The organism is Paraburkholderia sp. RL18-085-BIA-A, assembly GCF_046027075.1.
Taxonomy (GTDB): Bacteria; Pseudomonadota; Gammaproteobacteria; order Burkholderiales; family Burkholderiaceae; genus Paraburkholderia.
This window is the reverse complement of the sequence record NZ_JARESU010000012.1, coordinates 39,225-62,206: the sequence shown is the minus strand read 5'-3', so window position 1 is coordinate 62,206 and position 22,982 is coordinate 39,225. Positions and strand designations below refer to the sequence as shown.

The following is a 22,982-nucleotide window of genomic DNA, read 5'->3' as shown; positions in this document are numbered from 1 at the left end:
TTACGGAGCCTCGTGCCGCGTTACTTCGGCGCGGCGACGGTCACGAGCGCGGGACGCAGCACGCGATCGGCAATCACGAAGCCCTTTTGCAGCACGGCGACGACGGTGTTCGGCTCCTGATCGGCCGGCACCATCGAAATGGCCTGATGACGGTGTGGATCGAACTTCTCGCCGACCGGATTCAGGGCGACGACGCGGCCCTTCTCCAGCGCGCCGGTCAACTGACGCAGCGTCAGTTCGACGCCTTCGCGCACCTTCTGCAGGTCGTCGGACGAGTGAGCGACGGCCGCTTCGAGGCTGTCGACCACCGGCAGCAGATGCTCCGCGAAGCTCTCGATGGCAAACTTGTGCGCCTTGGCGACGTCTTCCTGGGCGCGACGGCGCACGTTTTCCGTTTCCGCCTTCGCGCGCAGGAAGCTTTCCTGCAACTCGGCAATCTTCGCCTGAGCTTCGGCCAGCGCGGCCTGCTCGGCGGTGACAGGCGTCTCCGCGGCGGCGCTTGCAGCCGCGTCCTGGGGTGCCGTGGCCTCGGCGGCCTGGCGCGCGGTTTCGTCCGCGGGCGTGGGATTCTGGCTCGTCGGGTTCTCTTGCGTGTTTTCCATGTCGCTGAAAAGTCGTTAAAAAGTAAAAACCAACGGTGACGGCAGCGCATGAAGCATGCGGCGATTTGTGCGTTGCAAAATCGCGACCTACGCGTTGGCGCGCAACCGCATATCAAAACGGCAGATGGGGCCGGACAGACCGGTTTCAAGCGACGCGCCGCGTTCTTTTCGCACCGTCCGCGGGCGACCGAAATGCGCCGTTACAACCATTTTTGCCGCGCAATCAGATTGAGATTGAGTGCGGCGAACAAGTGGCCTATGCTCCAATAAAGCATCGGAAAAGACACGTTAACCCTAATCTGACGTATTCCTTACCGATTTAACCATTTCACCTGATTCGCCTGTTTCGTCCCGAATCGTCCTGAAGGGAGTACCGTGAAACTGACCTTTGCAATCGGGGTGGTCGCACTGGTACTGGTGGCGGGCACCACGACCATCTGCATGTCCGGAGCGGTCAACGATCACACTACCGAGTACGGCGGCGTGCACGCGACCATGGAACAGCTATTCAGTCCCCACCCGAAAATCTGTCGATGATGCGCCGGTCGCGCTTGGTCGGCCGGCCGTGCAATTCGGCGGCCGGCTCGCGATATGTCCTGCGCCGCTCGTGCTCCACCTGTCGCTTCAGCTTGCTCTCCTCGGTCTCCGCATAGAGCGTTTGCGCGACGCTGGCCGGGCCGCGCACGTCGCACACACCCAGCACTTGCACCTGCCATACGATCCGTTCGATCTCGATCTCGACCAGGTCGCCGACCCGCACGTCCTTGGCCGGCTTGACGCTGGCCCCGCCGATGCGCACATGCCCTTTGTCGACCGCGTCTGCCGCAAGCGAGCGCGTCTTGAAGAAGCGCGCCGCCCACAGCCATTTGTCGATGCGCAATTTCGCGCCGGCTTCGGTTGAGATCCGATAGTTCATGAGCCTGTTCAAGCTCCTGTGGTGTGCGGCACAGGCGCCGCCTGCACCGGCCAGCCCTGGAGATTCTCCGCGACGATTTCGCCGAGCGCGGCAATCCACGGCTGCGATGCGTTCACGCAGGCAATCCGGTGAAACTCCTTGCCGCCCGCATGCAGGAATTCGTCGCGCACTTCCATACCGATTTCTTCAATTGTTTCAAGGCAGTCGGCGGTAAAGCCAGGACAGAACACGTCGGCGCGCCGCACGCCAGCCGCGCCCAGCTCTTTCAGTGTGGGCGCGGTGTACGGCTGCAGCCATTCGGCCTTGCCGAAGCGCGACTGGAAGGTGATCCGGCATTCCACCGGCGTCAGTTCCAGCGCCTGCATCAACAATGCGCCGGTCTGCTGGCATTGCTCGTGGTATGGGTCACCGAGGTCCAGCGTGCGCTTGGGCACGCCGTGAAAACTGAGCACCAGCTTGTCGCCCGCCGCGAAGTCCGGCCGGCCGTGGTGATGCCAATAGTGATGCACCTGGGCAGCGAGCGCCGCAATGTACGCCGGATGATCCGCGTACTGGCGCACCGTGCGGATTTCCGGCTGATTGCGCATGCGCTTGAGCGCCGAAAAGGCGTCGTCGAACGCGGTGGCCGTGGTCGACGACGAGTACTGCGGGTACATGGGCATCAGCAGCACACGCTCGGCGCCCGCCAGCTTCAGCTGGTTCAGCATGGCCGGAATGCCCGGCGTGCCGTAACGCATCGCGTAGTCGACCAGCACCGTGTAGTCGTTCAATTGCAGCAGGTGGCGCAAGCCTTCCACCTGCTTTTCCGTATGGACGCGCAGCGGCGAGCCTTCGGGCATCCAGACCGCGGCGTACTTCTTCGCGGAGCTGCGGCCGCGAAACGGCAGGATCAACAGACGCAGAATGATCTGCCAGGGCAGCGCCGGAATCTCGACCACGCGCGGATCGGACAGGAACTGCGCGAGATAGCGGCGGACCGCGCGCGGCGTCGGCGCGTCGGGCGTGCCGAGATTGATCAGCAGCACGGCGACGCGGTGTGACGCGGCGTTCTGTGAAGGCCGCTCGAGGTCGAAGCGCATAGGCAGCAGGAGTCACCGCTTCACGCGGAGAGTCGATCAGTGGAGATTCATTATAGCGGCGCGGTCCATGGCCGGGGCCGCCACGCACCCCTGGCCGTTCGGCCGATTGGCAAGCTGCGCGCGCTCGCGCATCATGCTCGGCATGGCCTGCCGCGGCGGGGACGACAGACCGTTACTGCTGGCTCAAAGTCAGCGAAAGCAGGCGAGCGGTAATGTCGACAATCGGAATCACGCGGTTGTAGGCCATCCGGGTGGGCCCAATCACGCCGAGCGTGCCGACGATCTTGCCATTCACCTCGTACGGCGCGGTAACGACGCTCATCTCCTCGATCGGCACGAGATTCGACTCGCCGCCGATGAAAATCTGCACGCCCGCCGCGTGACTCGACACGTCGAGCAATTGAAGGAGACTGGTCTTTTGGTCGAACACATCGAACAGCTTGCGCAGGCGCGCCATGTCCGACGACAGGTCGGCGACTTCGAGCAGGTTGCGCTCGCCGGATATCAGCACGGTCTCACCGGTGTCCGATTCGTCCGTGCTGGCCGTGACGGCGGCATGCATCAGCGTGGTCATGTCGCCGCGCAGCTCGTCGATTTCCTCGCGCAGGCGGCGGCGCACCTCGTCGAACGACAGACCCGCGAAATGCGCGTTGATGTAATTGGAGGCCTCGACCAGCTGCGACGGCGAGAAATCGCGCTGGGTCGCCATGATGCGGTTCTGTACGTCGCCTTCAGGCGTCACGATGATCAGCAGGATGCGCTTGTCCGACAAACGCATGAACTCGATCTGCTTGAACACATGGCTGCGCCGCGGCGTGAGCACCACGCCGGCGAACTGCGACAGGTTGGACAGCACGCTGGCCGCCGCGGCGACGATTTTCTGCGGCTCGCCCGCCTGCAGCGTGGTTTTGACGGTGCGCATCACGGCTTCTTCGTCCGCGGCGGATTCCACCGTCAGCATCGTGTCCACGAACAGCCGGTAGCCGCGCGGCGTGGGAATGCGGCCCGCGGATGTATGCGGACTGATCACGAGCCCCAGGTCCTCGAGATCGGACATCACGTTGCGGATGGTCGCCGGGCTCAGTTCGAGGCCCGAATAACGTGACAGCGTGCGCGAGCCGACCGGCTGACCTTCGGCGATGTAGCGCTCAATCAGCGTTTTGAGGAGGGTTTGTGCGCGAGGATCTAGCATGACGGAAAATTTTAGCTCAATGACGGAACTACCGCGAGCGCTAACAGTACCTGGCCCTGTTGGATACGCGACCGCTTGCCGGGGCGCCGCCGGGTCCATGGTCTGGCGCAGGCAAGGCGCCCGGCATTCGACCCGGCGCCTCACTGGTCACCATCCTTGGCATCCTGCGAACCACAGCCAGCGCACGTCGACCGGCACATCTCAGCCACACTTTAATCGGCGCACATGTCATCAAGGCTTCACCATTCTAACGATAATCGTCGCATGCGCTGGCGGCCCGCGTGCGCCGGCCCGCTACCGGGTCTGTCTGCGGTTCTTTTCGGGCCCTACCTATGGTGTAATGCCGGCATGCAAGTGACCAGCCAGTTCAAGACCGTCGCGCTAGTTGGGCGCAACAACACGCCAGGCATTGGCGAGCCGTTGACCGCGCTCGCGTCGTGCATCGCGAAGCGCGGCTTCGAGGTCGTGTTCGAAGCCGACACCGCCGCCGAAATCGGCATCACCGACTATCCAGCGCTGCGTCCCGCCGAGATCGGCGCGCGCGCCGACGTCGCGGTGGTGCTGGGCGGCGACGGCACGATGCTCGGCATAGGCCGCCAACTCGCGCCGTACCGTACGCCGCTCATCGGCATCAACCACGGGCGGCTCGGCTTCATTACCGACATTCCGATCTCGGACATGAGCGTGATCGTGCCGCAAATGCTGTCCGGCAATTTCGAGCGCGAAGAACGCGTGCTGCTCGAAGCGCGCATCATGCGCGGCGGCAATCCGATCTACCACGCGCTGGCCTTCAACGACGTAGTGGTCAACCGCAGCGGCTTTTCAGGGATGGCGGAACTGCACGTCTCGGTAGATGGGCGCTTTATGTACAACCAGCGCTCGGACGGTCTGATCGTCGCCACGCCAACCGGCTCGACCGCTTACGCACTGTCGTCGCAAGGGCCGATTTTGCATCCGCAATTGCAAGGCATCGTGCTGGTGCCGATCGCGCCGCATGCTTTGTCGAACCGCCCGATCGTGCTGCCGGACGACTCGAAGGTGAGCATCCAGATCGTCTCCGGGCGCGAAGTGAACGTTAATTTCGACATGCAGTCGTTCACCTCGCTGGAATTGAGCGACACGATCGAGGTGCGCCGCTCGCGTCATACGGTGCCAATGCTGCATCCGGTCGGCTACAGCCACTACGCCACGCTGCGCAAAAAGCTGCATTGGAACGAATACCCGTCGCACGAAGAAGACCTCAAGCCCTAAGCGGCGCAGCAACGCTGGAACGCCGACGACAACGCGCCGCCGCTGCCGAACCCTGACTCTCAAGCTCATCAGACGACCTCCATGCTTCGCCACCTCTCGATACGCGACTTCGTCATCGTCGCCGCGCTCGACCTCGAATTCGACAGCGGCTTTACTGTTTTCTCGGGCGAAACCGGCGCCGGCAAGTCGATCCTGATCGACGCGCTGGCGCTAGCGCTTGGTGCTCGCGCTGATGCGAGCGTCGTGCGCACGGGCGAGAGCCGCGCGGACATCACCGCAGAATTCGAGACCCATGCGCAGGTCGAACAATGGCTCGACGACCAGGCGCTCGGCGCGACCGCCGAGAACGACGAGCACGGCGGCACGGTCATGCTGCGGCGAGTGGTGGACGCCAACGGCCGCTCGCGCGCTTTCATCAACGGCACGGCGGCGACGCTCGCGCAGTTGCGCGAGGTCGGCGAGATGCTGGTGGATATTCACGGCCAGCACGCGCACCAGTTGCTGATGCGCCCGGACGCGCAACGCGAACTGTTCGATACCCATGCCGGCCTTTCGGACGTCGCGGCCAACGTCACGCGGTCGTGGCGCACGTGGCGCGAGAAAGTGCAGGCGGTCGAGCACGCGCAGACACGCGACCGCGAGTTGCAGCTGGAGCGCGAGCGCCTCGCGTGGCAGCTCACCGAACTAGACAAACTCGCGCCGCAGCCAGGCGAATGGGAAGAGGTCAATAGCGAGCACCGGCGGCTGTCGCACTCGGCCAATCTGATCGACGGCGTGCAAGGCGCGCTCGGCGCGCTGTCCGAATCGGACGAGGCGATGATCACGCACCTCGCGTCGATCGTGTCGAAGGTGCGCGACCTCGCGGAGATCGACCCGGCGTTGAACGACGTTCTGGCCGCGCTCGAACCGGCCGAAATCCAGTTGCAGGAAGCGGCGTATTCGCTGAGTCATTACGCGCAAAAACTCGAACTCGATCCGGACCGCCTTGCGCAAGTCGAAAAGCGCCTCGACGCGTTGCATTCGGCCGCACGCAAATTCCGTCTGCAACCCGAAACGCTGCCCGACGAACACGAGGCGCGGCGCGCGCAACTGGCCGCGCTCGATGCCGCCGCCGATCTCGACAGCCTGCACGCAGCCGAAGCCAAGGCTAAAGAAGCATTCCTGACCGAGGCGAAAAAGCTCTCGAAAGCACGCGCCAAGGCCGGCACCGCGCTGGGCGCGGCGGTCACCACCGGGATGCAGGAGCTGTCGATGAAAGGCGGCAGCTTCGAAGTCGCGCTGGTGCCGCTGCCCGAAGGCGGCGCGCATGGACTCGAACAGGTCGAATTCCGCGTCGCGGGTCATGCCGGGGTGCCGCTGCGGCCGCTCGCCAAGGTCGCCTCGGGCGGCGAACTGGCGCGTATCAGCCTTGCGCTCGCGGTAATCGCCAGCGCCGCCAGCCCGACCCCCACGCTGATCTTCGACGAAGTGGATACGGGCATTGGCGGGGGCGTGGCCGAAGTAGTCGGACGGCTGCTGCATCAGCTTGGACAAGCGCGCCAGGTGTTGTGCGTAACTCACTTGCCGCAAGTCGCCGCGCGCGGCGACCACCATTTCCAGGTCGCGAAAGCCGGGAACGGCAAGGGCGGCACGGTGAGCAGCGTGATTTCGCTCGACAAGGCGAGCCGTGTCGAGGAAGTCGCGCGGATGCTCGGCGGCCTGGAAATCACCGCGACCACCCGCAAGCACGCGAAGGAAATGCTGGCCGCCTAACGCGAAGTGGCCGCTGACCCGATCGTCCGGGCCATCGGGAATACGTCACTCCATCAAGGGATGACAGCGAAGGCGGGCCTTGCACCCGCCTTCTTCACGGTCAATTCAGCCAACAGTCCGTCACCCGAACACCCGCTTCCACAGCGCCAGCACCGCTTCACGCTCGGTGCTGACCAGCGCCGGATCGACCCGCGCCTTCTCCATCCCGTCCAGACGCAGCGTGTGCTGCAACTTGCGGTATATGCGATACGCCGCGCCGACCGTCTCCGCTTCCGCCTCGCTCATCAGACCGAAGCGCGACACTTCCCGCAGCAACGCTATGTTGCCGGTATTACGGACCAGCTCGGGATCGCTGGCCGCGTGCAACAGCACCCAATACTGCACGGTGAATTCGATATCGACCATGCCGCCGCGGTCGTGCTTCAGATCGAACAGCGCCGGCGTGTGGTTCGGGTGCCCCGCCTCGACCCGCTCGCGCATCTCGGCGATCTCCTTCGCGAGCGGCGCCGCTTCGCGCGGCGTGGTCAACACCTGCTCGCGGATCGCCTCGAACTTCGCGCCGATCTCGGCATCGCCCGCGCAGTAACGCGCGCGGCTCAATGCCTGGTGCTCCCAGACCCACGCGGTGTTGGCCGCGTCGCCTTCGCGCAACTGGTAGCGGCGGAACGCGTCGAGATCGGTGACGAGCAGGCCCGACTCGCCGTTCGGCCGCAGGCGCAGGTCGACGTCGAACAACGTGCCGGCGCCGGTCGCGGTGGTCAGCCAGGTGATCAGGCGGCGGGTGTAGGTCGCGTAGACATCGGCCGCGGCGTCGTCGGGATCGTCGTACAGAAAGATCACGTCGAGGTCGGACGCGTAGCCCAGTTCCTTGCCTCCCAGCTTGCCGTACGCGATCACCGCGAAACGCGGCACCTCGCGGTGGCGTTTCGGCAGTTGCTTCCAGACGGCTTCGAGCGTGACGTCGAGCACGGCGTCAGCCAGTTCGGACAGCCGGTCGCTCACATGTTCGACGCTCAGCTTGCCGGCGAGATCGATCAGCAGAATGCGGAACACCTCGGCCTGGTGAGCATGGCGCAGCAGATCCATCTGTTGCTCGACGCCGTCGGCGGCGGCCAGCCGCAAGCGCAGCGTGCGCTTGAACTCGGGCCAGTCGAACGGACTGTTGATCGCTTCGGCGTCCAGCAGTTCGTCGAGCAGTTGCGGATGGCGAATCAGATAGCCGGCGGCCCAGCGCGAGCCGCCCAGCACCGACAGCACCTGATGCAGCGCCTGCGGATATTCGGTCAGCAGCGCGAGGTAGGCGCCGCGCCGGCTCACCGCTTCGAGCAGATCGAAGAAGCGCGCGACGGTGTCGCCGCGCCGCTCTGGCGGCTCGAGCGTGCGCGCGGCTTCCAGCGCGCGCTGCGCGACGATGTCGAAACGTTGCCGGCTGCGCTCGGCGAGCCCAGCGTAACGCGACGATTGCCACACCGCCCGCAAGCGCGCGAGCAGATCGCCCGGCTCGGCCACGCCGAGTTCGATCAGGCGCGCGCGCAGCGCGTCGCCGGCGCTGTCGTCGGCGAGCGCGCTGCTCCAGACCCACGCGGCCGCGCCGTCTTCGGGCGCGCCACAGCCGTCGCGGCCACTCACCTTGTCCGCGAAAATCTGGTCAAACTGCTGTTCGACGAATTCGCGATGCGCGTCGAGCTTTTCCATCAGGGCGGCGTAGTCGTCGCAACCCATCGCCTGAGCGAGCGCAGCGCGCTCGTCGGGATCGACCGGCATCGCGTGGGTTTGCGCATCGTTGCGGTATTGCAGCCGATGCTCCAGCTCTCGCAGAAACCGGTAAGCCTGCGAGAGCTTCACGCACACCGACGTATCCAGCAGCCCGTGCGTGGCCGCGTGCCGTAGCACGGCGAGCGTCGGCCGCACGCGAAAGCCCGCGTCCTGGCCGCCGCGAATCAGCTGGAACACCTGCGCGCTGAATTCGATTTCGCGGATGCCGCCGCGCCCGAGCTTGATGTCGTCGGCCTTGTCGGGCCGCATCGACGCACGGCGCTGCGCCTCCTGGCGAATCTGCAGATGCAGCGCGCGGATCGCGCTGATCACGCCGAAGTCGAGATAGCGGCGGTAGACGAACGGCGTGACGATCGCGTCGAGTTGCTTCTGCAACCGTTGCGCGGCGTCGCTCGCGCCTTCGGACACGAGGCGGCCCTTGATCCACGCATAGCGCTCCCACTCGCGGCCCTGCACGTAGAAATACTCTTCGAGCATGCCGAGGCTGCACACGAGCGGCCCCGAGTCGCCGTTCGGCCGCAGACGCATGTCGACCCGGAACACGTAGCCGTCGGCGGTCACTTCGGCGAGCGCGCCGATCAGGCGCTTGCCGAGCCGCGTGAAGAAGTCCTGCGTCGCAATCGGCGAACGCTGGCCGCCCGCGGTCTCGCCATCCTCTTCATAGACGAAGATCAGATCGATGTCCGACGACACGTTCAGCTCGCGCCCGCCCAGCTTGCCCATGCCTACCACGCCAAGCACGAGCCGCTCGCCGTGCGGACCACGCGGCTCGCCGTACAGCGCTTCGAACTCCGCGGACAGAACCGCGAGCGCGCGCTGGATGGTCGCCTCCGCCAGATCGGTCATCGCGCCGGTGACTTCGGCGACGTCCGCCTCCCCCGCCAGATCACGCTCCATCACCGCGCAAAACACCTCGGTGCGCAGTTGGCGTAATGCCCGTTTGAGTGCATCCTCGCTCAATGGCGCGCCGGCCGCGCCGGCGGCTTGCGCGCACAACGCGTCGAGGCGCGCGTCGAGGCGCTCGCGGGTCAGCGGCCTGGACGCAAGCGCGGCCACCTGCGCCACGAGTTGCGGACGGGCCGCCGCGGCGCGCGCGGCGTAGTGCGAATAGGTGGAACTCAATAGAGTGGCGTCGGTCATCAAGGATCTGGCTCGCTCGTTGCCTGAATGGCGTTGTTCAGTTCGCTGTAACACTACGATCCAGCGCCCCGGCGCAGGGCGTGAGGCGGTATGCAGACAGGGTTTGCAAGAAGTCCGCCGACCCTATCGCGTGTGTTACATTTCGTCGTTAATTCGCAAAACTACCATACGCCCACCCGCCGCAGCATGTCCGAGCGAAACGAATCCGCCGACCCGCACGAAACCGGGCAGGTCCGGCCCGTGAGCGGAAACGACCACATCGTGCTGCGTCGCATTTTGCACGTGGTCCTGACGCTCGCGCTCGTCCTCTATTTCATTGCGACGGGTTTGTTTCTCGGCTTGCGCTACGTGGTGCTGCCGCGCGTCGACTCGTTCCGCCCGCAGATCGAGGCCGCCGTCTCCGACAAGCTGCACACGCAGTTCACCATCGGCAAGCTGGCGCCGCATTGGAGCGGCTTTCAACCGGGCGTCGACGTCACCAATCTGGTCATCCGCGATCACGAAGGCAAGGCCGCGCTGACGATCCCGCGCGCCACCGCCACGGTTTCGTGGCGCTCGCTCTGGCTCTTTCATCCGGCGCTCTCCAGCCTGATCGTCGAGCAGCCCGACGTGCTGGTGTCACGCAGCGACGACGGCGTGCTGTTCGTGGCGGGCGTGCCGGTGCCGACCGGCCACAGCGGCAACGACACCTTATCCACCTGGCTATTGCGCCAGCAGGCGATCGTGGTGCGCGGCGGCGTGCTGCGCTGGCGCGATGCAACGCACGACGCGCCGGAACTCGCGCTGCGCGACATCCGGATCGCCATTCTCAACGACGGCTACAACCACCAGCTCGCGATGCAAGCGCCCGCCGACGGCCAGGTGCTGCACGGCCCGATCGATTTCCGCACACACTTCCGGCACACTCCGCTCTCCGCGATGGGCAAGCCGATCAACTGGACCGGCCAGGTGTATGTGTCGACGGGTCCGGTCGATCTGCCGACGCTCGCGCGCTACATCAACTTCCCGATCGAGACGTTTGCGGGCCGTGTCGACAATGCAATCTGGATCGACTTCACCGACGGCCAGATGAAAACGGCGTACGGACAGCTGGCCGGCACGGACGTCGCGCTGCGAGTGCGTCCCACGCAGCCGAAACTGCTGCTGCCGATCGCCCATTTCTCGTGGCGCCTCGACGCCGGCCAGGGCGACTACCGGCTGCAGCTGACCGACCTGCGCGCCGATCTGGGCCAGCCGCCGCTCGACGACGGCACGCCGCTCACGCGCACGCTGACGTTCTCGACGCTGAATGCCCGCTACCGGACCACATCGCAACAGCATGGGCAGCTCTTCAGCGTCAACGGCGATCGCGTCGACCTGGGCATTCTCGCGGAATTCATGCGGGCGCTGCCGCTGCCGCGGCGTCTGCTGAACGGTCTCGTGCGCTTCAACCCGCGTGGCCTCGTCGCCAACTATGTGATCGAAATCGAGCGCGGCAAACCGGAGTCCGGCGAGGCGGGCAGCGACCGTCGCTCGAGCGGCACGGAGCCGATCGAGCACTATCGCTTCAACGGCGACCTGCAAGGCATCAGCGTGGCCGCCCAGGAACCGCCGCCGGGACTCACCCCGCGCAATCACCCGCGCGCGGGCATACCGGGCATCGAAAACCTGTGGGGCCGCGTCGACGCTGACGAGAACCACGGCACCGCGCTCCTCGACACCTCGAATGTGGCGCTCACGCTGCCCGGCGTGTTCGACGATCCGCGTCTGAAGCTCGACCACCTGCATGGCCGCGCCGACTGGACCGTGAAGCCGAAGGCGCCAGGCGAAAACCGCCGGGGCTTCACCGTGAAGCTGGCCGATTTCAGCGTTTCGAACGCGGATGTCGCGGCCACCGCCAGCGCCGACTACAGCAACCCCGGACACGGCCGCGGCTCGCTCGACCTCAAAGCCGATTTCCAGCGCGCGCAGGTAAGGCGCATCGCCCGCTATCTGCCGACCAGCATCAGCGAAAAGCTGCGCATCTATCTGGGCCACGGGCTGCAGGCCGGCGTGTCGCACGGCGCGACGATCGAAGTGCACGGCGACCTGACCAAATTCCCCTACTCGCGCGATCCCGACGCCGGCCTCTTCCATATCGTCGCGCCGTTCAAGGGCGGCAAGTTCGACCCCTCACCCTACCCGCCGCGCAATATGAGGAACGGCACGCCGAACGTATGGCCGCCGCTCGACGGCATCGACGGCGTGTTCGAGCTCAAGCAGAACGTGCTGCGCTTCGATATCGACCGCGGGCGGTACAAGCGCGTCGCGCTGACCGGCGTCAACGGCAAGATCGACGACCTCGGCAACCGGGGCTCGAACCTCGTGATCCAGGGCAACGGGCGCGGGCCGCTCGCCGACATGCTCGACTACGTGAACGACAGTTCGCTCGGCATCATGGCCCGGCATCAGACCGAGAAGATCCGCGCCGAGGGGCCCGCCTCGCTCGCGCTCAAGCTGACGGTGCCGCGCACGCCGAAACCGCATATCGGCGTGGAGGCCGCGGTCGGCTTCCTGAATAACCGCTTGAGCGTCCCGCACGTGCCGCCGCTGTCGCAGCTGAACGGCAGAGTGCGGTTCACCGAGCGCACCGCCCAGGTCGACCGGCTCTCCGGGCAGTTCCTCGGCGGCGACGTCCATGCGAACGGCGGGCTGCGTCAGGACGGCACATATGCGCTGGCGCTCGGCGGCCATATCGCCGTCGATGCCGCGCGCGGCCTTGATCTGCATGGCCCGGCCGCGCAGGTGCTCACGCGCATGAGCGGCAGCGCGCCCTACGCGCTGAACGTGCGCGGCGCGAAGGGACGCTTGCCTGAAGTGACCGCGAACTCCGATCTGACCGGCCTCGCGCTGGACTTCCCCGCGCCGTTCAACAAGCAGGCCGGCACGCCGATGCCGCTGCGCTTCGCCGTCAGCCCGTCCGCGACGCCGGGCGAAGCGGGCCTCGAACGCGCCGATCTCACCTTTGGGCCGATTGCCGCCGCGTATCTGCTGCGCTACCGGCCGAAAGCGCCGCCGACGGTCGTGCGCGGCGCGATCGGCGTGAACCGGCCAGCCGACCTGCCGTCCGAAGGCGTGGTTGCCGCCGTCGACGTGCCCGCGTTCGACGCCGACGCATGGCGCGCGGTCGTCACCCAGATGCGCAACCAGGGCGCGGCCACAGCACCCGCCGCGCCCACGGCGGCCACGCCGCCGGCCCCGCCGAATCCCGCCGTCACACAATTCCTGCCGAACCGCTTCGCGCTGCACATCGACACGCTGACGCTGCTCAAGCGCCACTGGGACGACGTGATCGTCGGCGCGTCGCACACGGACGGCAATTGGCAGGCGAACGTCGCGTCGAACCAGGTGTCCGGTCACGTCGCGTGGCTGCCGGGCGCCACCCGCGGGTCTCCGGGCACGCTGCAGGCGCGCTTTGCGCGCATCGTGATTCCGTCGGTGGCCGACAAGGACCTGCTCGGCCCGGCGATGTCGGCGCCCGCGCAGAACATGCCGTCGATCGATCTGGTGGTCAACGAACTGATCGTGCGGGATCGCAACATCGGCCGCCTCGAAGTCGACGCGCACAACTTCGAGGAAGACGGTGTGCCAGTCTGGCAACTCGACAAGCTCGACATCACGAACTCCGCCGCCACGCTGACCGCCACCGCGAACTGGCGCACCTCGACGGAACTGGGCAGCGCCGCCGACGAAGCCACATCGCGCCGCACCGTGTTCGATTTCAAGCTCGACGTCAAGGACGCCGGCGCGCTGCTCGAACGGCTCGGCCAGCCGCGCACGATCAAGGGCGGCAGCGGCTCGCTGACGGGCAAGGTGGTGTGGCTCGGCGGGCCGGCCACGATCGACTACCCGACGCTCAACGGCAATCTGGCCATGGACCTGCATCACGGGCAAATTCTCAAGATCGACCCCGGCGTCGCCACGCTGCTGGGTGTGCTCAGCCTGCAGAGCCTTGCGCGCATTGCCACACTGGATTTCCGCGACGTGATCGGCGAAGGGCTGCCGTTCTCGAGCGTCACCGGCACCGCGCAGATCCACAACGGCATCGGCCACACGGATAACTTCAAGATGGTGACCGCGCCGGCGCGTGTCGACATGGCGGGTTCGGTCGATCTCGCACAGAAGACCCAGGACGTGCACCTGCACGTCACGCCGACCATCAGCGCCGGCGCCGCGGTGATCGCCGTGGCGGTCATCAATCCACTGCTCGGCCTGGGCGCGTTCATGGCCGATCTGGCGTTCAGCCATTCGGTTTCACACGTGTTCGCGCGCGAGTATGCGATCACCGGGTCGTGGTCGAAACCGCACGTCGAGCGGGTGACGGACGATCGCGGTAAGATGGACGTTCCGGCTTCGACCGTGGAAGCGCACTGAGTTTTATCCGGCCCGGGCTCTTTATTCTTTATTCGGCCGGAGCAGCCCAGCACCGCAACGGCGGCCCCAGTCAACCCTGAACGACGTCAGCGGCGCCAGCGGTTCGCGCCGCCGCCTTGCCGGGAGTCTTCCGAAACGCTCATGAGCGAAACACACGCCTTCTCATCTCCGTCCGCCGCGGCGTCCAGCGGTCCCTCAGCAAGTACGTTCCGGGTTGCCGCGCTGCAGATGGTGAGCACGCCGGATCGCGAACGCAATCTGGCCGACGCGCAGCGCCTGATCGCCGAAGCCGCCGCCGACGGCGCGCAACTCGCGCTGCTGCCCGAATACTTCTGCTTCATGGGCTTCAAGGACACGGACAAGCTGGCCGTGCGCGAACCCTATCGGGACGGCCCGATCCAGCGGTTTCTCGCCGACGCCGCGCGCCGTCACCAGATCTGGGTGATCGGCGGCACGCTGCCGATCACCGCGCCGGAAGCGTCGCGCGTGCTGAACACCACCTTGGTATTCGACCCGCAAGGCAACGAAGCCGCGCGCTACGACAAGATCCACCTGTTCAACTTCGAAAAAGGCGAAGAATCATTCGACGAGGCGCGCACCATCTGCCCCGGCGGCGAGGTCCGCAGCTTCGAGGCGCCGTTCGGCCGTGTCGGCCTGTCGGTCTGCTACGATCTGCGCTTTCCGGAGCTGTACCGGCGTATGGGCGACTGCGCGCTGATCGTAGTGCCGTCGGCCTTCACCTACACCACCGGCCGCGCGCATTGGGAAATGCTGTTGCGCGCCCGGGCGGTCGAAAACCAGTGTTACGTGCTGGCCGCGGCGCAAGGCGGCAAACACGAAAACGGCCGCCGCACGTGGGGCCACAGCATGCTGATCGACCCATGGGGCGAAATCGTCGCAGTGCGCGACGAAGGCGCCGGCGTGGTTGCCGGCAATCTCGAGCGTGCGCGCATCGACGAAGTGCGACAGAGCCTGCCCGCCTGGCGTCATCGTGTGCTCAGTTGAACGCCGACATTGAAACTGCGGCGCCCCGCACTCACGTAGAGTGACTCGGGCGCTAACCGAATCCTCCGTATCGAGCAGAACATACTTCGCATGAACATTATCGAACCCGGTATCCGTAATCTCGCCACCGCCAAGGACACCCTCCTGACGCCCTATGGTCTCGACGAATCCCTGCTCACCCGCACGCTCGCCGAAATCTTCACGCACAAGATCGACTACGCGGACCTGTACTTCCAGTACACGCGCAGCGAAGCGTGGAGTCTCGAAGAAGGCATCGTGAAGTCGGGCAGCTTCAGCATCGACCAGGGTGTCGGCGTGCGCGCCGTGTCGGGCGACCGCACCGCTTTCGCGTACTCGGACGATCTGTCGCCCGAAGCGATTCGTCAGGCCGCGCTCGCCACCCGCTCGATTGCCAAGGCGGGCGGCGGCAAGCAGAAGATCAAGGCGGCCTCCTCGCTGACTGGCATTGCCGGGCGCGATCTGTACCTGCCGTCCGATCCGCTCCATTCGCTCGACGCCACCGCGAAGGTCAAGCTGCTCGAGCGCATCGAGCAGATGGCGCGCGGTCGCGATCCGCGCATTCAGCAGGTGATGGCGGGTCTCGCCGGCGAATACGACGTGGTGCTGGTCGCGCGCAGCGACGGCGGCTTCGCGGCCGACATCCGGCCGCTCGTGCGCGTGTCGGTCACGGTGATCGCCGAGCAGAACGGCCGCCGCGAAATCGGCAGCGGCGGCGGCGGCGGTCGCTTCGACTACGGCTATTTCACCGACGAAGTGCTGTCGCGCTACGTCGACGATGCCGTGCACGCGGCGCTGGTGAACCTCGACGCCCGTCCGGCGCCGGCCGGCGCGATGACCGTCGTGCTCGGACCGGGCTGGCCTGGCGTGCTGCTGCACGAGGCGATCGGCCACGGACTGGAGGGCGACTTCAACCGCAAGGGCTCGTCAGCGTTCGCGGGCCGGATCGGCGAGCAGGTCGCGGCGAAGGGCGTGACGGTGGTCGACGACGGCACGCTGCCGAACCGCCGCGGCTCGCTCAATATCGACGACGAAGGCAACCCGACCCAGTGCACGACGCTGATCGAGGACGGCATTCTGAAGGGCTATATCCAGGACACGCTGAACGCTCGGCTGATGAAGATGCCGGTCACCGGCAACGCGCGCCGCGAATCGTACGCGGCGCTGCCGATGCCGCGCATGACCAACACGTACATGCTCAACGGCGACAAGGACCCGCAGGAAATCCTCGAGTCCGTGAAAAACGGTTTGTACGCGGTGAATTTCGGCGGCGGCCAGGTGGATATCACCAATGGCAAGTTCGTGTTCTCGGCCTCCGAGGCGTACATGATCGAGAACGGCAAGATCACCTATCCGGTCAAGGGGGCGACGCTGATCGGCAGCGGTCCGGAATCGCTCAAGTACGTCAGCATGATCGGCAACGACATGAAGCTCGATTCGGGCGTCGGCGTATGCGGCAAGGAAGGCCAGAGCGTGCCAGTGGGAGTCGGACAGCCGACGCTGCGCATCGACCGGATGACGGTGGGCGGCACGGCCTGATCCGGACCGAAACGCACACTTCGTGCATGCAATACGCGAAGTGTGCGGATTTTCCGCATTTTTGTCCGCTCAAGCTTGTCAGCCGAGCCTGAGCGGGTTATAAAGTCACTCACCCTTTTTGACCAGCAACCTCATTTCGCCATGTCCGCCAAGCTTTACTTTTACTTTTTTTGGTATCTCAGACCGCTGGCGGATCGAGAGGGGTGTTAGTGCACGCAGGACACCAGGAATTCCCGAAAAACCGCCAGCCAGCCTGGCGGTTTTTTTTCGCCTCACGCTTTTGAACCGCAACCGAACCTTTTGTCGTTGAACATTTTTTGATTGTTGTCCGCTCTGGCATCGCTGCCTCATCACAGCCTTCGTTGCCCGCGCGAACACGCTACGAACCGATTCAGGAGAACAACATGCCCCCGCACAATACCGACGATGTCCGCATTCGCGAATTGAAAGAACTCACGCCGCCCGCTCATCTGATCCGCGAATTCGCCTGCGACGAAACGGTGTCCGACGTTATCTACAACTCGCGCAACGCGATGCATCGCATTCTGCACGGCATGGAAGATCGTCTGATCGTCATCATCGGACCCTGTTCGATCCACGATCCAAAGGCGGCGATGGAATACGCCGGGCGTCTGATCGAGCAGCGCAAGCGCTTCGCCGGCGAACTCGAAATCGTGATGCGCGTGTACTTCGAAAAGCCGCGCACGACGGTCGGCTGGAAGGGTCTCATCAACGACCCGCACATGGACAACAGCTTCAAGATCAACGACGGCCTGCGCACCGCGCGCGAACTGTTGTTGCGCATCAACGAGCTGGGCCTGCCGGCCGGCACCGAATACCTCGACATGATCAGCCCGCAATACATCGCCGATCTGATCTCGTGGGGTGCGATCGGCGCGCGCACCACCGAGTCGCAGGTGCACCGCGAACTCGCTTCGGGACTGTCGTGCCCGGTCGGCTTCAAGAACGGCACGGACGGCAACGTCAAGATCGCCGTCGACGCGATCAAGGCCGCCTCGCAGCCGCACCATTTCCTGTCGGTCACCAAGGGCGGCCACTCGGCGATCGTGTCGACCGCGGGCAACGAGGACTGCCACATCATCCTGCGTGGCGGCAAAACGCCGAACTACGATGCGGACAGCGTCAACGCCGCTTGCGCGGACATCGGCAAGGCTGGTCTCGCGGCGCGTCTGATGATCGACGCGAGCCACGCGAACAGCTCGAAGAAACACGAGAATCAGATTCCGGTATGCGCGGACATCGGCCGCCAGATTGCTTCGGGCGACGAACGGATTGTCGGCGTGATGGTGGAATCGCACCTGGTGGCGGGTCGCCAGGATCTGCAGGAAGGCTGCGCGCTGACGTACGGCCAGAGCATTACCGATGCCTGCATCGGCTGGGACGAAAGCGTCGCCGTGCTCGAAGGTCTCGCCGACGCGGTCAAGCAACGCCGCGTCGCGCGCGGCAGCGGCAACTAACACCCTGCCCTGCTGTTCACAGTGTGTTTTTAGTGGTCCGTAGAAAAACCCGGCTCGTCGGCCGGGTTTTTTTTAGCCAAACGGACGAATGGTGCTTCATCAAGCGTCTCTGTACGGTAACAACTCATCACCTCGTCGCGAATGACTTGACGGAGGTGGACGTTACGTATAAGATTTTGTACAGAAAGGCGCTTATGGAGCACGAGAAAGAAATTCGCTGGCTAGGTTCCAGCTATCCCGATTTACTCGCCTTTCCCGAAGAACCGCGTCGTCGCGCAGGGTTTCAGCTCGGCAAGATCCAGGCAGGACTCGACCCTGACGACTGGAAACCGTTTGACTCGATCGGCGCGGGAACGCGCGAAATCCGTATCAGAGACCCTGACGGCATTTTTCGCGTGATGTATGTGACCAAGTACGTCGAAGCGCTGTATGTGCTGCACTGCTTCCAGAAGAAAACCCAAAAGCTGACGCCGCACGACAGGACGATCGCCGCAACGCGCTACCGCGCCATCGTTAATGATAGGAAAACTTAACAAATGACAGTCGACACCAAAGTCCGGCACGTAACAAAGCCCGGTGCAAATCTGTTCCTTGAACTGGGTTTTTCAGTCGACGAAGCAAAGCGTCTCTACGCCGCCTCGCAAAAGCAGATCAACGACACGCGGCTGCTCAAAGAGCAACTGATGACTGAGCTGTCCAGCTGGATCGAGCAACATCACCTGAAGCAGGCCGAAGCCGCCGAAATCCTGATGGTGTCGCGCCCGCGCGTGTCCGACGTGGTCAATAAGAAAACCACCAAGTTCACCATCGACACGCTGGTCGAAATGATGAGCCGGATCGGCAAACCAGTCACGCTGGCCGTCGGTTAACGCGGGGCGTTGACTCACGTGAATAACCGCTGCGCATTCTAGCCTGCGCTGCGCTCGTGTTGCCACAGCACGTCAGTACCGCCATCAGCGCGATTGAGCACGCGCGCAAGGACGAACAACAGGTCGGATAGCCGGTTCACATATTGGCGCGGCGCCGCGTTGATCGGCTCGAGTTCTCCCACCGCAACAATCGTCCGTTCGGCACGCCGGCAGACTGTGCGACACACGTGCGCGAGCGCCGCCGCGCGTGAGCCTCCCGGCAGAATGAACTCCTTTAGCGGGGGCAATGCGGCGTTGTAATCGGCGAGCCAGTCGTCGAGTTGAGCGAGATGCCGGTCGGTAATCATCGTGTGGCCGGGAATGCACAGTTCACCGCCAAGATCGAACAAATCATGCTGGATCGCCACCAGCGCCGCGCGCACCTTGTCGGGCAGCGCTTCGCACAACAGCACGCCCAGATTCGAATTGAGTTCGTCGACGTCGCCGATCGCGGCAATGCGCGCGCTGACCTTGCGCACGCGGCGGCCGTCGCCGAGCCCCGTGGTGCCGTCGTCGCCGGTGCGGGTTGCGATCTTGCTCAAGCGGTTGCCCATGATGTCTCCCTGGCGTTCAGTGACGATGCGTCCGTCCAACATGGCTTGAAAAGCGTGCAGCAGCGTGAAGAAGCACAAGCGCCCCTTCGGCCACCGCGTTTATCCATATTGCGCGCATCGTAAAGTCGCCGCCATTATAGGAGCGATGGCCCGGCCCGACGCCGGCCCACGGGCGACCGGCGTAAAATGAAACACCTGCTGCAAACCAGCCCTGCCCCAAATATCAGGAGACATGCGTGAATCATCCCGTGCCGCCGGCCCCGCTGCGCCGGCCGTTTCCCGCTGAATTGCTCGACGCGCTCAAGGGCGTCTTCGGCGAGCGCGTGTCGGTCGCCGAAGCCGTGCGCGCCCATCATGGCCGCGACGAATCGCCGTTCGATCCCCAACTGCCCGACGCGGTCGTGTTCGCACGCAACACCGAAGACGTGCAAGCTGCCGTCAAACTGTGCGGCCAGTACAACGTGCCGATCATTCCGTACGGCAATGGTTCGTCGCTCGAAGGCCATCTGCTCGCGGTGCAAGGCGGCGTGTCGATCGACCTGTCGGAAATGAACCGCGTGCTGTCCATCAACGCCGAAGACCTCACCGTCACCGTCGAGCCCGGCATCTCGCGCAAGCAGTTGAACGAGGCGCTGCGCGACACGGGCCTGTTCTTCCCAATCGACCCCGGCGCGGACGCGAGCATCGGCGGCATGTCGGCCACGCGTGCTTCGGGCACCAACGCCGTGCGCTACGGCACGATGCGCGAGAACGTGCTCGGCCTGACCGTCGTGCTGGCCGACGGCCGCGTGATCAAGACCGGTACGCGGGCACGCAAATCGTCGGCGGGTTACGACCTCACGCGTCTGTTCGTCGGCTCGGAAGGCACGCTCGGCGTGATCACCGAAATCACTGTGCGTCTGTATCCACAACCGGAAGCGGTCTCCGCCGCGGTGTGCGCGTTTCCGTCGATGGGCGACGCGGTGCGCGCGGTCATCGAAACGATCCAGATCGGCGTGCCGATCGCGCGCGTGGAGTTCGTCGACTCGCTCGCGATCCGCTCGATCAACCGCCATTCGAATCTGACACTGCGCGAAGCGCCCACGCTGTTCTTCGAATTCCACGGCACCGAAGCGGGCGTGAAAGAGCAGGCCGAACTGGTAGAGGAGATCGCCGCGCAGAATGCCGGCGAAGGCTTCGAATGGGCGACGCGTCCGGAAGACCGCAGCCGCCTGTGGAACGCGCGTCACAACGCCTACTTCGCGATGCTGCAGCTGAAGCCCAGCTGCCGCGCGGTCACGACCGACGTCTGCGTGCCGATCTCGCGCCTTGCCGAATGCGTGGTGGAAACGGAGCAGGACCTGCGAGCATCGCCGCTGCCCTGCCCGATCGTCGGCCATGTCGGCGACGGCAACTTCCACGTCGCAATCCTGATCGACCCGGACAAGCCCGAAGAGCTCGAAGAAGCCGAGCGCCTGAATCATCGCATCGTGCAACGCGCGCTGCGCATGGACGGCACCTGCACCGGCGAGCATGGCGTCGGCCTGCACAAGATGGGCTTCCTGCTCGAAGAGCACGGCGACGTCGCCGTCGACACCATGCGCTCCATCAAGCATGCACTCGATCCGCGCAATCTGATGAACCCGGGCAAGATATTCGCCTGGGCGGCTTGACGCATTGTCAGGCACGGCGGCGTTGCGACGTGGCAGCGCCGCCTGCGAAATAAAACAGCTCGCAACAAGAGCAAGATGGGCGAAAGGCACGAGGAGACAAGTCACATGAACGCACCCGCTGAACTGACGCCTGAAGTACTCGCCCAGCGCCAGCGCGAAGTCGTGCAGGCGCTGATGGCCGTGTTGCCGACCCACTGTCTTCTGTACCGCGAGGAAGACACCGTCGCCTACGAATGCGACGGCCTCGCCGCCTACCGGCGTCTGCCGCTCGCGGTCGCATTGCCGGAAACGGAATCGCAGGTCCAGCGCATCGTGCAGATCTGCCACCGGCTCGACGTGCCGATCGTGCCGCGCGGCGCGGGCACCGGCTTGTCCGGCGGCGCGATGCCGATCCGTCACGGCGTGGTGGTGTCGCTCGCGCGCTTCCGGAAGATCGTCGAAGTCGACTCGTATGCGCGAACCGCCACGGTGCAGCCGGGCGTGCGCAATCTGTCGATTTCCGAAGCCGCCGCGCCGTATGGGCTGTACTACGCGCCCGACCCGTCGTCGCAGATCGCCTGCACGATCGGCGGCAACGTGTCGGAGAACTCCGGCGGCGTGCATTGCCTCAAGTACGGCCTCACCGTGCACAACGTATTGCGCGTGCGCGCCGTGACGATGGAAGGCGAGGTCGTCGAATTCGGCTCGCTCGCGCCGGACGCGCCCGGTCTCGATCTGCTCGCCGTGCTGATCGGCAGCGAGGGCATGTTCGCGATCGTCACCGAGGTCACCGTCAAGCTGATCCCGAAGCCGCAAACCGCGCAGGTCATCATGGCCAGTTTCGACGACGTCGTGAAAGGCGGCGACGCGGTCGCCGGCATTATCGCCGCGGGCATCATCCCGGCGGGGCTGGAGATGATGGACAAGCCCGCCACGCGCGCCGTCGAGCAATTCGTCAACGCGGGCTACGACCTCGACGCGGCCGCGATCCTGCTATGCGAGTCGGACGGCACGCCCGAAGAAGTCGCCGACGAAATCGTGCGCATGACCGCGGTGCTGCGCGAACAGGGCGCCACTCGCATCCAGATTTCGCGCTCGGAAGCCGAGCGGCTGCGCTTCTGGTCCGGCCGCAAAAATGCGTTTCCGGCCGCCGGCCGCATTTCACCGGACTACTACTGCATGGACGGCACCGTGCCGCGCCGCAGTATCGGCCCGCTGCTCGCACGCATCGAAGCGATGGAGAAAACCTATCGCCTGCGCTGCATCAACGTGTTCCACGCCGGCGACGGCAACATGCACCCGTTGATCCTCTTCAACGGCAACGACCAGGACGAGTGGCACCGCGCCGAGGCGTTCGGTTGCGACATCCTCGAAGCCTGCGTCGAACTGGGCGGCACGGTGACGGGCGAGCATGGCGTCGGCATCGAGAAGATCAATTCGATGTGCGTGCAGTTTTCGCCCGAAGAGCGCGACACGTTCCACGCGGTCAAGCGAGCCTTCGACGCACCTGGCCTGCTGAACCCCGACAAGGGCATTCCCACGCGAGCGCGCTGCGCCGAGTACGGCAAGATGCACGTGCGCGGCGGCCTGCTGCCTCACCCCGAACTGCCGCGTTTCTAGCGTACCCACCGCGCATGACCAGGCCGCTTCGGCGGCGTTTCACGGTGCCTACCCTGATTACCCGATGCGGGTCCGCTCCTGGTTGCCAGCGAGCCCCCGCCCGGTACAATCAAACGAAACACAACGAAG

General features: G+C 65.1%; 17 protein-coding genes. 11 read left to right on the top strand and 6 right to left on the bottom strand.

The features are described from left to right. Positions 1-20: 20 nt before the first annotated feature. On the bottom strand, positions 21-602 hold the full coding sequence (gene grpE, locus P0D89_RS11255; protein WP_408355290.1) for a nucleotide exchange factor GrpE: 582 nt from the start codon (positions 600-602) through the stop codon (positions 21-23). A gap of 375 nt (positions 603-977) precedes the next feature. Between grpE and P0D89_RS11250 the strand changes: the two genes are divergently transcribed. Next, the gene (locus P0D89_RS11250) at positions 978-1,139 is read left to right on the top strand and encodes a hypothetical protein (RefSeq protein WP_408355287.1); all 162 of its coding nucleotides are present in this window, start codon (positions 978-980) and stop codon (positions 1,137-1,139) included. Here P0D89_RS11250 and P0D89_RS11245 read toward each other — a convergent pair. The 3 genes from P0D89_RS11245 to hrcA all read right to left on the bottom strand — a co-directional run bounded on the left by P0D89_RS11245 (position 1,111) and on the right by hrcA (position 3,789). Beyond that, entirely contained in the window at positions 1,111-1,518 is a 408-nt protein-coding gene (locus P0D89_RS11245) for an RNA-binding S4 domain-containing protein (RefSeq protein ID WP_408355283.1), read from the bottom strand. The two genes, P0D89_RS11250 and P0D89_RS11245, sit on opposite strands and share 29 nt — an antisense overlap. An 8-nt stretch (positions 1,519-1,526) precedes the next feature. Then, positions 1,527-2,597, bottom strand: coding sequence for a ferrochelatase (gene hemH / locus P0D89_RS11240; protein WP_408355280.1), 1,071 nt, complete (start codon positions 2,595-2,597; stop codon positions 1,527-1,529). A 172-nt stretch (positions 2,598-2,769) separates the two neighbouring features. Beyond that, the gene (gene hrcA / locus P0D89_RS11235) at positions 2,770-3,789 is read right to left on the bottom strand and encodes a heat-inducible transcriptional repressor HrcA (protein WP_367838965.1); all 1,020 of its coding nucleotides are present in this window, start codon (positions 3,787-3,789) and stop codon (positions 2,770-2,772) included. A gap of 348 nt (positions 3,790-4,137) precedes the next feature. Here hrcA and P0D89_RS11230 point away from each other — a divergent pair, with 348 nt between their 5' ends. Both P0D89_RS11230 and recN read left to right on the top strand, forming a co-directional pair. Continuing rightward, on the top strand, positions 4,138-5,040 hold the full coding sequence (locus P0D89_RS11230) for an NAD kinase (protein WP_408376556.1): 903 nt from the start codon (positions 4,138-4,140) through the stop codon (positions 5,038-5,040). 81 nt (positions 5,041-5,121) lie between these two features. Next, positions 5,122-6,792 (top strand): DNA repair protein RecN, encoded by a 1,671-nt coding sequence (gene recN, locus P0D89_RS11225; RefSeq protein ID WP_408376555.1) that lies wholly within the window; start codon positions 5,122-5,124, stop codon positions 6,790-6,792. Positions 6,793-6,912: 120 nt separating this feature from the next. Here the strand turns inward: recN and glnE are convergent, their stop codons facing one another. Continuing rightward, positions 6,913-9,762, bottom strand: a complete 2,850-nt coding sequence (gene glnE, locus P0D89_RS11220; protein WP_408355271.1) for a bifunctional [glutamate--ammonia ligase]-adenylyl-L-tyrosine phosphorylase/[glutamate--ammonia-ligase] adenylyltransferase — start codon at positions 9,760-9,762, stop codon at positions 6,913-6,915. Positions 9,763-9,894: 132 nt separating this feature from the next. On the opposite strand from glnE, the gene P0D89_RS11215 reads away from it, so the two are divergent. From P0D89_RS11215 to P0D89_RS11190, 6 genes are all read left to right on the top strand, one after another. Beyond that, positions 9,895-14,100, top strand: a complete 4,206-nt coding sequence (locus P0D89_RS11215) for a YhdP family protein (RefSeq protein ID WP_408376554.1) — start codon at positions 9,895-9,897, stop codon at positions 14,098-14,100. Positions 14,101-14,241: 141 nt separating this feature from the next. Continuing rightward, positions 14,242-15,105 carry a carbon-nitrogen hydrolase family protein gene (locus P0D89_RS11210; RefSeq protein ID WP_408376553.1) on the top strand — a complete coding sequence of 288 codons (864 nt, stop codon included), beginning with the start codon at positions 14,242-14,244 and terminating at the stop codon, positions 15,103-15,105. Between the two features lie 90 nt (positions 15,106-15,195). Further along, entirely contained in the window at positions 15,196-16,662 is a 1,467-nt protein-coding gene (gene tldD / locus P0D89_RS11205; protein WP_408376552.1) for a metalloprotease TldD, read from the top strand. 404 nt (positions 16,663-17,066) lie between these two features. Then, on the top strand, positions 17,067-18,140 hold the full coding sequence (gene aroG, locus P0D89_RS11200; RefSeq protein ID WP_408355259.1) for a 3-deoxy-7-phosphoheptulonate synthase AroG: 1,074 nt from the start codon (positions 17,067-17,069) through the stop codon (positions 18,138-18,140). 194 nt (positions 18,141-18,334) lie between these two features. Further along, on the top strand, positions 18,335-18,673 hold the full coding sequence (locus P0D89_RS11195; RefSeq protein WP_408376551.1) for a type II toxin-antitoxin system RelE/ParE family toxin: 339 nt from the start codon (positions 18,335-18,337) through the stop codon (positions 18,671-18,673). A 3-nt stretch (positions 18,674-18,676) separates the two neighbouring features. Continuing rightward, the gene (locus P0D89_RS11190) at positions 18,677-19,009 is read left to right on the top strand and encodes a helix-turn-helix domain-containing protein (protein ID WP_408376550.1); all 333 of its coding nucleotides are present in this window, start codon (positions 18,677-18,679) and stop codon (positions 19,007-19,009) included. 38 nt (positions 19,010-19,047) lie between these two features. Here the strand turns inward: P0D89_RS11190 and P0D89_RS11185 are convergent, their stop codons facing one another. After that, on the bottom strand, positions 19,048-19,602 hold the full coding sequence (locus P0D89_RS11185; protein ID WP_408376549.1) for a cob(I)yrinic acid a,c-diamide adenosyltransferase: 555 nt from the start codon (positions 19,600-19,602) through the stop codon (positions 19,048-19,050). Positions 19,603-19,838: 236 nt separating this feature from the next. Here P0D89_RS11185 and P0D89_RS11180 point away from each other — a divergent pair, with 236 nt between their 5' ends. Continuing rightward, entirely contained in the window at positions 19,839-21,254 is a 1,416-nt protein-coding gene (locus P0D89_RS11180; protein ID WP_408376548.1) for an FAD-linked oxidase C-terminal domain-containing protein, read from the top strand. A gap of 105 nt (positions 21,255-21,359) precedes the next feature. Beyond that, positions 21,360-22,853 carry an FAD-linked oxidase C-terminal domain-containing protein gene (locus P0D89_RS11175; RefSeq protein ID WP_408376547.1) on the top strand — a complete coding sequence of 498 codons (1,494 nt, stop codon included), beginning with the start codon at positions 21,360-21,362 and terminating at the stop codon, positions 22,851-22,853. Positions 22,854-22,982 lie beyond the last annotated feature (129 nt).